The following is an 11,906-nucleotide window of genomic DNA, read 5'->3' as shown; positions in this document are numbered from 1 at the left end:
ATGACCGATACACTTTCCCCCGCATCCCGGCGCAGCGCGACGCTTGAGGATATCGCGCGTGAGGCCGGGGTATCGATCTCCACGGTCAGCCGCGCGCTGAACGATAGTCCCTCGGTCAAGCGCCGGACCAAGCAACAAATCTGGCAAATCGCCCGCGCGCATGATTACGAGTTCCGCGCGTCGATGCCGAGCGGGCCGATCGGCGCGGATGCGACCATCGCGGTCGTCGTCCCCGCCCCGCAGGCGCGCGATAGCCGGGTGTCCGACCCGTTCTTCCTCGAACTGCTGGCCGGGATCGCCGAAGCCGCGCGGGAACGGAACGCGGACCTGATCATCAGCCACCTGAGCCCGCGCGCGGGCCTCGATCTCGATTACGCGATGAGCACCAGCCGCGCGACCGGGGTGATCTTCATCGGGCAAAGCTCGCTGCACCACGAATTCAACGCGCTGGCCGCGCGCGACAATCGCTTTGTGGTGTGGGGCGCGGAGTTTCCCGATGCGCAATATTGCGCGATCGGATCGGACAATGTCGCGGGCGGCAGGCGGGCGACCGCCCACCTTGCGCGCCTTGGCCGCCGCCGCATCCTGTTCCTCGGCGATACCGAAGCGCCCGAGGCTGAACAGCGCTTCCGCGGCTACAAGCAGGCGCTGGATCAGGCAGGGGTCGCGCTGGATGACGAGCTGATCGTCCCCGCCCATTTCGAAGTCCACTCGGCCGAAGCCGCGGTGCGCAGCGCGATTGCGCGCGGGCTCAAGTTCGATGCGGTGTTCGCCGTCAGTGACCTGATCGCCATCGGCGCGATCCGGGCGCTGACGCGTTCGGGCATGCGGGTGCCGGAGGATGTTTCAGTGGTCGGCTACGACAACATCCCCGCCGCGCGCCTCGTCACCCCGCAGCTCACCACGATCGATCAGGACGCCAATCTTGCCGGAAGGATGCTGGTGTCGAAGCTGATCGACAAGGGTGACGGCCCGGCGATTTCGCAGCGGCTGGAAACCAGCCTGCTTATCCGCGAAAGCTGCGGGGGATGAGCCAGCCCGCTCCGCTCACAAGCATCGTGATTGTCGGCGGCGGCAGCGCGGGCTGGATGACGGCGGCGGCGCTTTCCCATGCGGTCGGACGATCCTGCGCCATCACGCTGATCGAGAGCGAGGCCATCGGCACCGTCGGCGTGGGCGAGGCGACCATTCCGCCGATCCGCAACTTCAACCAGCGCCTCGGCATCGACGAGGCGACCTTCGTGCGTGAGACGCAGGGGTCGTACAAGCTCGGGATCGAATTCGTCGATTGGGGGCGCAAGGGGCATTCCTATTTTCACCCCTTCGGCCAGCATGGCGCCGAATTCGACAATGTTCCCTTCTATCACCACTGGATGCGTGAGAGCCTTGAAGGCCGGATCGACGGCCCGATTGACGATTTCTCGATGTGCTGGGCGATGGCCAAGGCCGGCAAGTTCAGCCACCCTTCGGCCGACCGCCGCCTGATCCAGTCGACCTTCGACTATGCCTATCACTTCGATGCGGGGCTCTATGCCGCGTACCTGCGCCGGTTCGCCGAGGCGCGGGGCGTGGTGCGCAAGGAAGGCAAGGTCGTTGACGTGGCGTTGCGCAGTCATGACGGGTTCGTTGACAGCGTGTTGCTTGATGATGGCACGCGCATCGCGGGCGAATTCTTCATCGATTGCAGCGGTTTCCGGGGTCTGCTGATCGAGGAGGCGCTGGAGGCGGGGTACGACAACTGGCAGCACTGGCTCCCCTGCGACCGCGCGGTTGCGGTGCCGAGCGAAAAGGGCGCGTTCACCCCCTACACCCGCTCCACCGCGCGTGAGGCAGGCTGGCAGTGGCGCATCCCGCTCCAACACCGCACCGGCAACGGCTATGTCCATTGCAGCGAGTTCATCTCCGAGGACGAGGCCAGCGCCACGCTGCTCGCCAATCTCGACGGCAAGGCTCTGGCCGATCCGCGCCCCTTGCGCTTCGTCACGGGCAAGCGCCGCGAATTCTGGAAGCGCAACTGTGTCGCCATCGGGCTGTCGGCGGGCTTTATGGAGCCGCTGGAATCGACCAGTCTTCACCTCATCCAATACGGCATCCTGCGGCTCATCGCCCTGCTGCCGGACAGCGCCATGTCACCGCTGCTGGCGCGCGAGTACAACGCGCAGACCGCCCGCGAATACGAGCTCATCAGGGACTTCCTGATCCTCCATTACAAGGCGACTGAGCGCGACGATTCCGAGCTGTGGCGCTACTGCGCGGCCATGCCGATCCCCGACAGCCTGCAATACAAGATCGACCATTTCCGCGCCCACGGGATGCTGGTGGCCGAGCCGCAGGAGCTGTTTGCCAACCCCAGCTGGATTGCGGTCTATCTGGGTCAGGGGATCGTCCCGAACCGGGCGCCTGCGCTTGCTGCAATGCGCGAAGGCGTGCCAGTGGCCGAGCGGCTCGCGCAGATCCGCGCGGCAATGAGCGAAGCCGTGGCGGCCATGCCGAGTCACAGCGATTTCGTCGCCCGGCACTGCGCTGCGTCGCCAATCCCCGGCTGAGGCCTGCGTCTTCCCGGCAGCGCACACGCCTGTTGGAGACACCTGAGACACTGTTCAGGGACGAAAATCCGCGCGCGGCGCAGACCCGCATATGCATCGGGCAGCACGGGGCGAGCGCGGGTCATGTTCGCCATTCTGCCACCATCCATGCGCGTAAGTTAACACCTGCCTGGCGGATATGGTGAGGGGCCCGCCATTGCTGGCGAGCCCCCTGCAACCCTCAAAGCGACCTGAGGGCGCCGACGTCAGAACGTCTTGCGGAGCGTGAACTGGAAGGTCCGTCCGTAGAGCTCGTGGCGGCTCGCAAAGTTGCCGATCGTCTCGGTGTTGGCAGCGTTGCGCAGCGGGTTCTGGGTCACGAAGGGCTGATTGGTCAGGTTGAACACTTCCGCGAGAACTTGCACCCCGTTGAGGAAGCTGCCTTCGTTGCTGAAGGTGTAGCCAATCTGCGCGTCGAGGATCGTCTCGCTGCGTGCCTCGGCACCTTCAAGCCCGCCCGAGAAGTTCGGGACTTCCGACAGGAAGCCACCACGATAGCGCGCGGCGAGCTTGGCACGGAAACCGTACTTTTCGTAGAAGACGTCGCCCGACCAGGTCAGGTCCGAATAGCCCGGGATCGAGATCGGGTCGTTGCCCGGGGGGGTGATTTCGGCATCCGAATAGGTGATCGAGTAGAACCCGCCGAAGCCGTCGAGCGCATCGCTGAAGTCACCGAAGTTCAGGCGCAACGTGCCTTCGATCCCGGTGATCTTGCCGTCGGAGAAGTTGACCGGACCGTCGAAGGCACCGACCGCGATGTCCGGCGCCGACTGAAGGATCGAGCCGAACCCGGCGTTCTCGATCTGCTGGGTGAAGTCGATCACGGCCGGCTGATTGATTACCCAGTCCGACAGGTCCTTGTGGAACGCGGCGACGATGATCGCGGTGCCGGGCGAGAAATACTTCTCGAAGGAAACGTCGAACGAGGTCGAGCGGTAAGGCTGGAGGGTCGGGTTGCCGCCACTGACGGTGAAGCACACGTTGGCGGGCGGGTTGAAAGCCCCGGGGACGATCGAATCCGGCACCTGATCGCCGTTGGTGTCACGGCAGACCAGCGGATTGAACGTCAGGTTCTGGTTGGCCGCCAGCTGATCGAGCCGCGCGCGGGTGATCGTCTTGGCGAAGGCGACACGGATGAAGGTGTCCTCCATCACCTCGAAGGCGAGGTTCGCGCTCGGCAGCCAGTTGTCGTAGCTGAAGCTCACGTCGTTGATGGCACCGCCCGAGAGTGTGCCGACCGAGGACTGCTCGGTATCGACATAGCGCAGGCCGATATTGCCGCGCACCGGCACCGAGCCGAGGTCGCCGTCGATATTGGCCTGGATGTAGAAGTTGTGGACCTTCTCTTCCACGAGCCATTCGGTATCGTCAGTCGCGGCCTGCTGCACATAGGTGCCATTGGTCAGCAGCGGAGTGGGGTCATAGGCAAGGATATCAAGCCCGATGCCCTTGGAGTCGCTCGAACCGATGATGAGGCTGCTGGGGATCGGCGCGCTGTTGCCGCCTGGCCCGTTGGTGAAGCCCGCACCCGCCCGGAGGAAGATACCGTTGTTGTCGAAATCCTTGCTGCGGTCGGTGTAGAGCCAGCCGGCGACGATGCGGTCGATGAAGCCGCCATCGAACTCCCAGTAGGTTTCAGCACGCAGCTGGTGGAGCTCGTCATTGGTTTCCGGCACGCGCAGGAAGCCGACCTGGCCCCAGCCGCCCGGATCGATCAGCAGCAAGTTGCCCGGATCGGTGTAATCGAGCTGGGTGTCGATCGTGTACTGACCGTCTTCCGGGAAGGTGAAGGTCAGCCTGTCGGCCGGACCGGTGCCGTTGGGCCCGGTGCCGGCATAGGATTCATAGTCGATATCGTTACGGTTGAGTGTCGAATAGCCGTAATCGAGCACGAAGCCGAGGTTGTCGGTCGCCTTCCATTCCATGTTCCCGCCGATCGCGAAGATTTCGGTATCGGCACCCTCAGTGTCGGTGCGCAGGATCGGATAGACGTTGGAATAGGTCGCGCTCTCAGCGAAGGGACCGGAACCGGTCACCTGGTCAACCTGGGCACCGCCATCGAAGCTCCACGAAGCGATCGGGGTCTCGGTGCCGCGGAAGATGCCGGCGTCCTCGGTCTTGGTGTAGAACGAATCGACCGTCAGCGAGAAGCGGTCGGTCGGCTCGAACTGCAAGCTGCCGGCGACCGAGGTGCGCTTGAATTCGCGGCTTTGGGAACCCTGACGCGGGTTGTCGCGGGGGAAGATGACGCCAGCGGGGGTGCGGGCGGTCTGGCCGTTGTTGGTTTTCAGTTCGCGCTGGATGATCTGGGTCGGGATCGCCTGGGTGGTGGCGCCGATCGACCAGCCGATGGTGCCATCGGCGTTTTGATCAATGTAGCTGGTGAAGAAGCGATAGCCGTCAGCGCCGAAATCGGGGTTGAGCGAGCCATTGTCATTGATCGTGTAGGTGCCCGACACGGTGATCTGGCGCTTCTTCGAATCGAGCGGCTTAATGGTGCGCAGATCGACCGCACCGGCGATGCCGATCGCGGCGAGCTGGGCGTCACCGGTCTTGTAGACGACGCCGGTGCCGATCAGTTCGGACGGGAACTGGTCGAACTCGATGCCGCGGTTGTTACCCGCTGACACGACTTCGCGGCCATTGAGCAACGCGAGCGAGAAGTCCGGACCGAGGCCGCGGATCGAGACCGACTGCGAACGGCCACGCACGCGCTGGGCTGTGACGCCGGGCAGGCGCGCGAGGGTATCGGCAATCGAGAGGTCGGGGAGCAGGCCGAGATCTTCAGCGGTGATCACTTCGACGATCGAGGTCGCTTCGCGCTTGGCATCAAGCGAGGACTGGATCGATCCGCGAATGCCGGTGACGACGATGTCGTCGCCCTCGCCTTCGACGGCAGCCGGCTCTTCAGCCTCTTGCGCCATGACCGGCGTGCCGGTGACGGCCAGTGCCAGGAACGTTGCGGCCCCGCACAGCAGGCGCGCGGTTGCATTGATGCCATTCGCTTTCATCAGAAATCCCCTCCCGCAAGCGCCCCTCAACGTGCGCTTTTGCAGTTTTTTTCATAGCCCAACATGAACCTCAGGTAAATCGCGAAAAAGCAGATGCGGAGGATCAACGGAAAATTTGTATATAACTGTGCTATTTCAATGTTTTGCGAGATTTTTGGCAACGTTCACATAGGCTTTCGCGCATTGCAACGAGATGAAATGTTGCCAGTTTGACACAGTTTTTGTCGATGCCGCAGTGCAGCATGGACACAAGCCTGATCACCTCGCGGCTGGATGGCTTTTGACGCCGCAAAATGCGCGCTATTTCCTAGTTATTTCATTGGTCTAGACTTTCCAGATGGACTGTATCCCGGAGTTTGATAGGCTTGCCTCCATGGCCATATCGCCCACTTCTATCCAACAATCAGCCCCCGAAGGATGGGGCGTCTCCCTCGCGCACGTGCAGACTGGGGCATTTTCGGCGTCTAATCATACGCTTGTGAGCATAGACGGATTTCTCGAAGCGCCTGAAACAGTCATTTCACAAGCCAATTTGCAAGATTTTGCAGAAATCACACCGCAATATCCCGGGGTGCGGGCACCGCTTGATCCGGCAATCTGCCGCGCCTGGATCACCAAGCTGACACCGCTGCTGGATCAGTGGTTTGGGCCCTATGGCCGCCCGTGGGAGATGCAGGCGTGGTATTCGCTGGTGACCACCCCGCCCGCCAAGCTCGCGCCGATCCAGTGCCTGCCGCATGTCGATGGCACCGATCCGACGCAGATTGCGATGATGCTCTACCTTCACCGCACCGGACACGGCGGTACGGCGTTCTTCCGCCACCGGACGACCGGGCTCGAGTCGCTGACTGCCAATGACTTCCCGCGCTATGCGGCTGCGGTGCAGGCTGAGGTCGCGCGCGCCGGACTGCCGCCAGCCGCCTACCCCACCGATGGCGCCCCGCATTTCGAGCGGGTTCACGCGGTCCCCGGCGCGTTCAACAGTGCGGTCTTCTATCGCGGCAACATCCTGCACAGCGGGGTGATCGACAATGCCGCGCCATTGAGCGCTGACCCTGCCGAGGGTCGGCTGACGATCAATGCCTTCTTCCGCCCGGCGGCGGGATAGGGCACAACAGGGACAGGACGATGCAACCAGAGGTCAGGAAACTCGTGATTGTCGGCGGCGGGACGGCGGGCTGGATCACCGCCGCCGCCTTCAGCCGCTTGCTGGGCGAACGCCTGACCATCGAACTGGTCGAGAGCGAGGCGATCGGCACGGTCGGCGTGGGCGAGGCGACGATCCCGCAAATCATCCGGCTGAACACGATCCTCGGTATCGACGAGCATGAGTTTCTGCGCGCGACTTCGGGCACTTTCAAACTCGGGATTGAATTCGTCGACTGGGGCAAGAAGGGCAGCCGCTATCTCCACACCTTCGGCGATACGGGCATGAACCTCGGCAATGTCGCCTTCCACCACTATTGGCGGCGCAGCGCAGGCGACACGCCCGATCCCAAGGGCCTGTGGGACTATTCGCTGCACCAGCAGGCGGCATCCCAGGCCCGCTTCGGCAAGCTCGACCGGGTCGGGAATACGGCGATGACGGGCCTCGCCTATGCCTATCATTTCGACGCCAGCCGCTATGCCCTGTTCCTGCGCGCCTATAGCGAAAAGCGCGAGGTGACGCGGACCGAGGGGATCGTCGATGCCGTCGAGCGCGATGGCGAGTCCGGTGACATCACCGCGATCACCCTGAAGAATGGCACGCGCGTCCAAGGCGATTTCTTCATCGATTGCACCGGCTTCCGCTCGCTCCTGCTGGGCGAGACGCTGGGGGTGGGTTATGAGGACTGGTCGCGCTGGCTCCCGTGTGACCGCGCGCTGGCCGTGCCGAGCGAGCGGCTGCCGACGCTGGTGCCCTACACCCGCGCCACGGCGAAGGACGCAGGCTGGCAGTGGCGCATCCCCTTGCAGCACCGCACCGGCAACGGGCACGTCTATTCGAGCGGCTTCACTACAGACGAGGCCGCCGCCGACACGCTGATGGCGGGTCTCGACACCAAGGCGCTGGGCGATCCGCGCCCGATCCGCTTCACCACCGGGCGGCGCGAGACCTTCTGGGCGCACAACTGCGCGGCGATTGGCCTGTCGAGCGGGTTCCTCGAACCGCTCGAATCGACCTCGATCCACCTGATCCAGGCGCATGTGAGCCGGTTGATCCAGCTCTTCCCGCGGGCCGGCGATCCGGCGCCGATGCGGGACGAATATAATCGCCGCTGCACCGCCGAGTTCGCGCAAATCCGCGATTTCCTGATCCTGCACTACCACCGGACAGACCGCGAGGATTCGGAATTCTGGCGCTATTGCAAGCATATGGACGTGCCCGACAGCCTGACGCACAAGCTGGCGCTGTTTGCCGCGTCAGGCCGAGTCGGGCGTGATCACGATGATCTGTTCCGTGATGCGAGCTGGGTGCAGGTGATGCTGGGCCAAGGTATCATGCCGGCGGATTACGATCCGATGGCCGATCAGATCGCGCCGCAGCAGCTCACCGAATTCCTCGCCAACCTGCGCACCCTGATTGCGCGCAGCATCGCCAGCCTGCCGACTCATGAGGACTATCTGCGCCAGCACTGCCCCGCCGACGCGAGCTTGCTGGCCGCCTGAGGCTTACCCCTCAAGCGGAAACGCCTTGCCGCGCCGAACCGCCCACGAAAAAGGGCGGCGCAGTGTCCCGCGCCGCCCCATCATTCTCGCCCGGGGGCGATGAATTACTTCGACTGGGCTTCCAGATAGGCGACCAGGTCAGCACGCTTCTGCGCGTCTTTGACGCCCGGGAAGGCCATCTTGGTGCCCGGGATGTAGCCCTTGGGATCTTCAAGATACGCGAACAGCACGTCCGGCGTCCAGGTGATGCCGCTGTTCTTGTTGGCGTCCGAGTAGCTGAAGCCAGCAACCGAGCCCGACTTGCGGCCAACGATCTTGTGCAGCGACGGGCCGACGCGGTTCACACCTTCGTCGAACACGTGGCAGGTGCGGCAAGCCGCGAACACCTTTTCGCCGGCTGCGGCGTCAGTGGTGAAGCTGGCATATTCGACCTTGGCACCATCAGCAGCAGCCGCCGCCGGGGTTTCTGCCGCCGCCGGGGTTTCGACGGCCATGGCATCTTCGGTAGCCGCCGGGGCCGGAGCGTTGGCGTCGCCGCCAGCACCGCCGCCGCAAGCCGAAAGGGTAACGAGGCTCGCCAGCGCGGCCGCGCCCATCAGGAAATTACGCTTCATGGTTATCTGTCCTCTGAACAACTTGTTCCTCCCGCATCCCAGCGGGCTTTAAACCAGATTTTCGGGCATGGAAAGCGGGACTTCACGTGTGCCAAGGCCCTCTCCCCAGATACCGTAATCCAGCAACGCGCAGGCCCGCAAAGGGTTTCAGGCCCGTGCCACAAAGATTGCCATGCGCGCACCTGACGTTATGACTGCGGGCATGACAAACCTGCCCAAGCACACCAAGCTCGTTCTCGCCCTGTTGGCATTCATCCCGCTCTATTTCGCGATTGCCGCGCTGGGCACCAAAGTCGGGATCTGGAGCTGGCAGATCGGATTGATGACGCTGACCTTCTTCGGCGGCATGATCGTGCTGGGGGTGACTGCGCTGGTCGCGCTGGTTTCGCTAATCCTGTCGGCCCGCGCCAAACCGCGCCGCAACGGCCCGCTGGCCGCAGCGATTCTCGGCCTGCTGGCGCCGGGCGCTGCGCTGGTCATGTTCATGAGCGCTGGCGGCAAGGCCGAACAGAACCCGATCCACGACATCGCCACCGACACCGGCAACCCGCCGCTGTTTTCCGCCGCGACGCTGGATGCGCGCGCTGAGGCTGGGGCCAATCCGCTGAGCGATTACCAGATCCCGCTGGGTCAGCTGGAACTTTACAAGGAACGGGTCTCGCCCGAGCTGGCGGTCAAATCCCACGCGCAGATCATCACCGACCGCAAGGATCGCCCCGCCCCGCTGCCCCTTGGCGGTGCGAGCAAGCAGGAAGGTCTAGCAGCGGTTGCGGCGGCCATGGCAGCGATGGGCCTCACTGACATCCGCACCGATAACGAAATCGGCATCGTTGAGGGCGTCGCGAGCAGCTTCTGGTTCGGCTTCAAGGATGATGTCGTCGCCCGCGTGGGTGACAGCCAGATCGACTTCCGTTCGGTCAGCCGCGTCGGCATCAGCGATCTCGGCGCGAACACCGCGCGGATCATCGACCTGCGCGCGCGGACAGAGGCGCTGCTGGGCGCGGCCAGTCGCTAATCGCGAAACGTGCTGACCGCCATCGCGCTGCGCTGGATCACGGTGAGCACGCATAGGCCGGCATAGGCATAGGCCAACCCCCCGAACCATTCGGGCATGGCGCACATGGCGATGAAGACGGCGATGGTCTCGGCCCCTTCGGCGAGCCCCGTGGAGTAGAAGAAGCTCTTCTTCCCATGCGCCTCGGTGGTCGCGCCGCGCTTGCCCGCGATCACCGCGAAGGCGAGGAAGCTCACCCCCGTCAGCACGAAGCTCGCCACCAGCACCAGCGCGGGCAGGGTGTTGGCGGGACTGAGGATGCCGAAAGCGACGGGGATGCTGACGTAGAAGGCGAAGTCAGCGACGATGTCGAAATAGCCGCCAAGGTCGCTCGGCCCCCGCACGCGCGCCACCGCGCCGTCGAGCCCGTCAGCGATGCGATTGGCGATGATGAGCGCCAGGCCCCAGCCAAGATGGCCCAGTGCGATGGCCCCGGCACCGCCAAGGCCCAACGCGAGGCCGGTGAAGGTCAGGGCATTGGCGGTCACGCCTGCGCCTGCCAGCACGCGACCGACAGCGTTGAGGGGCGGGTCGATCAAGGGGCGCAGCCGGGCGTCAAGCATGAGGGGAAACCCCTCCTTCAGCGCCGTGCGGCGCTGCCACCTCCCCATTGCTTTGCAACGGGGAGGGACGAGACGGAGCGAGTTCCTCCCCGTCCTGAAAGGATGGGGAGGTGGCAGCGCGAAGCGCTGACGGAGGGGTAACCTTCCTCACCCTCACCACGTCACCAGCCCGATCCACGCCCCCGTCATCGCGCTGGCGAGGTTGCCGGAAATCCAGCTCTTCATCCCCAGCCCCGCCGCCTCGGCGCGGCGTTCCGGGCAGAGCGTCCCGATGGTCGAGACGAGCAAGCCGACACTGGCGAGGTTCGCCACGCCGCACAGGGCGTAGGTGACGATCAGCAGGCTCCTCGGCCCCAGCGTCCCGTCCGGCAATGCGGCGAGTTCGAGATAGGCGACATATTCGTTGAGCACCGCCTTGGTGCCCATCAATCCCCCCGCCGCCTGCGCCTCGCTCCACGGCACGCCAAGCAACCACATGAACGGCGCCAGCCCCCAGCCGAGCAACCGCTTGAGGCTGAGCGGATCGCCATCCACCAGCGGCAGCAGCGCCAGCGCCATGTCCACCAGCGCCACCAGCGCAAACACCGTGATGATCACCGCGATCACGGCAAGGAACAGCTGCATCCCGTCCATGGTGCCTTTGACGATGGCGTCGATGCTCGACTCGTAACGCAGGCCCGGGTCTTCCTTTTCGACCTCGGTCGCAACATCGTCGGGCGCCCCCGGCACCATCAGCCGCGCAATCAGCAGTGCAGCGGGGAGCGAGATCAGCGAGGCGGAGATCATATGGCCAACCGCGTCCGGCACAGTGTCGCGCAGGGTGGTGGCGTAGAGGATCAGGATCGCGCCGCTGATGGTCGCCATGGTCAGCGTCATGATCTGGAACAGTTCCGTTCGGCTGATCCGCGCGAAATAGGCGCGGGTGACCAGCGGCGCTTCGACCACGCCCAGAAACACGCTCGCCCCGCCCGACAGGCCGACGACGCCCGAGACGCCAAGCGATCGGCGCAGCAGGAAACTCAAGCCATTCACGATCCAGCGCAGCACGCCCCAGTGCCACAGCAGCGCGGCGAGCGCGGAAAAGACGATCACCAGCGGCAGGATCTGGAAGGCGATCACCAGCGGCGGCTGCGCGCCGTCTTTCAAGGCGAACGGCAGCTCCGCTCCGCCCAGATAGCCGAACATATAGGACGAGCCCTTGAGCGTCGCCGCCTCGACCGCGCTGACCGCATTATTGACGAGGCCGACCGCCTGCCAGACGATCGGCACCCGCACGATCAGCACCGCCAGCACGCCTTGCAAGGCGAGTGCGCCTGCGATCCAGCGCCAGCCGGGATGGGCCTTGCGGTTCTCGCTGATGGCCCATGCAATTCCGATCAGCACCGCAATGCCGATGATCCCGCGCAGCTGGTCGAACAATTCCACGCGGG

Annotated in this window: 9 protein-coding genes; 5 read left to right on the top strand and 4 right to left on the bottom strand. The window is 64.4% G+C overall.

Going from position 1 to position 11,906, the window contains the following annotated elements; translation table 11 throughout:
* Together GVM20_RS10665 and GVM20_RS10660 are read left to right on the top strand one after the other, a co-directional pair.
* Nucleotides 1-1,032 (top strand): LacI family DNA-binding transcriptional regulator, encoded by a 1,032-nt coding sequence (locus GVM20_RS10665; RefSeq protein WP_166547180.1) that lies wholly within the window; start codon nt 1-3, stop codon nt 1,030-1,032.
* Nucleotides 1,029-2,546: a tryptophan halogenase family protein gene (locus GVM20_RS10660; protein WP_166547179.1), complete on the top strand. Its 1,518-nt coding sequence runs from the start codon at nt 1,029-1,031 to the stop codon at nt 2,544-2,546. Before GVM20_RS10665 ends, GVM20_RS10660 begins: the two co-directional genes overlap by 4 nt.
* Nucleotides 2,547-2,791: 245 nt before the next feature.
* Here GVM20_RS10660 and GVM20_RS10655 read toward each other — a convergent pair whose 3' ends face one another.
* Nucleotides 2,792-5,596, bottom strand: coding sequence for a TonB-dependent receptor (locus GVM20_RS10655; RefSeq protein ID WP_166547178.1), 2,805 nt, complete (start codon nt 5,594-5,596; stop codon nt 2,792-2,794).
* Nucleotides 5,597-5,933: 337 nt separating this feature from the next.
* Between GVM20_RS10655 and GVM20_RS10650 the strand changes: the two genes are divergently transcribed.
* Both GVM20_RS10650 and GVM20_RS10645 read left to right on the top strand, forming a co-directional pair.
* The gene (locus GVM20_RS10650) at nt 5,934-6,704 is read left to right on the top strand and encodes a DUF6445 family protein (RefSeq protein WP_353653142.1); all 771 of its coding nucleotides are present in this window, start codon (nt 5,934-5,936) and stop codon (nt 6,702-6,704) included.
* 20 nt (nt 6,705-6,724) lie between these two features.
* Nucleotides 6,725-8,245, top strand: coding sequence for a tryptophan halogenase family protein (locus tag GVM20_RS10645; protein WP_166547176.1), 1,521 nt, complete (start codon nt 6,725-6,727; stop codon nt 8,243-8,245).
* Between the two features lie 104 nt (nt 8,246-8,349).
* On the opposite strand, the gene GVM20_RS10640 is transcribed toward GVM20_RS10645, so the two are convergent.
* Nucleotides 8,350-8,859: a c-type cytochrome gene (locus tag GVM20_RS10640; RefSeq protein WP_234031957.1), complete on the bottom strand. Its 510-nt coding sequence runs from the start codon at nt 8,857-8,859 to the stop codon at nt 8,350-8,352.
* 202 nt (nt 8,860-9,061) lie between these two features.
* On the opposite strand from GVM20_RS10640, the gene GVM20_RS10635 reads away from it, so the two are divergent.
* A complete protein-coding gene (locus tag GVM20_RS10635) occupies nt 9,062-9,874 on the top strand; it encodes a DUF1499 domain-containing protein (RefSeq protein WP_166547175.1) in 813 nt (270 codons plus the stop codon).
* Here GVM20_RS10635 and GVM20_RS10630 read toward each other — a convergent pair.
* Together GVM20_RS10630 and GVM20_RS10625 are read right to left on the bottom strand one after the other, a co-directional pair.
* Entirely contained in the window at nt 9,871-10,476 is a 606-nt protein-coding gene (locus tag GVM20_RS10630; protein WP_166547174.1) for a CDP-alcohol phosphatidyltransferase family protein, read from the bottom strand. The two genes, GVM20_RS10635 and GVM20_RS10630, sit on opposite strands and share 4 nt — an antisense overlap.
* Before the next feature lie 153 nt (nt 10,477-10,629).
* Nucleotides 10,630-11,901 (bottom strand): NupC/NupG family nucleoside CNT transporter, encoded by a 1,272-nt coding sequence (locus GVM20_RS10625; RefSeq protein WP_166547173.1) that lies wholly within the window; start codon nt 11,899-11,901, stop codon nt 10,630-10,632.
* Nucleotides 11,902-11,906 lie beyond the last annotated feature (5 nt).

The organism is Porphyrobacter sp. SLTP (genome assembly GCF_009905735.1).
GTDB lineage: Bacteria > Pseudomonadota > Alphaproteobacteria > Sphingomonadales > Sphingomonadaceae > Erythrobacter.
This window is presented reverse-complemented; position numbering and strand designations above follow the sequence as displayed.

Bases quoted from the DNA above. Each gene is read 5' to 3' on its own strand.
- GVM20_RS10665 (WP_166547180.1), top strand. From the start codon at position 1: ATGACCGATACACTTTCCCCCGCATCCCGGCGCAGCGCGACGCTTGAG.
- GVM20_RS10660 (WP_166547179.1), top strand. From the start codon at position 1,029: ATGAGCCAGCCCGCTCCGCTCACAAGCATCGTGATTGTCGGCGGCGGC.
- GVM20_RS10655 (WP_166547178.1), bottom strand. From the start codon at position 5,596: ATGAAAGCGAATGGCATCAATGCAACCGCGCGCCTGCTGTGCGGGGCC.
- GVM20_RS10650 (WP_353653142.1), top strand. From the start codon at position 5,934: ATGGACTGTATCCCGGAGTTTGATAGGCTTGCCTCCATGGCCATATCG.
- GVM20_RS10645 (WP_166547176.1), top strand. From the start codon at position 6,725: ATGCAACCAGAGGTCAGGAAACTCGTGATTGTCGGCGGCGGGACGGCG.
- GVM20_RS10640 (WP_234031957.1), bottom strand. From the start codon at position 8,859: ATGAAGCGTAATTTCCTGATGGGCGCGGCCGCGCTGGCGAGCCTCGTT.
- GVM20_RS10635 (WP_166547175.1), top strand. From the start codon at position 9,062: ATGACAAACCTGCCCAAGCACACCAAGCTCGTTCTCGCCCTGTTGGCA.
- GVM20_RS10630 (WP_166547174.1), bottom strand. From the start codon at position 10,476: ATGCTTGACGCCCGGCTGCGCCCCTTGATCGACCCGCCCCTCAACGCT.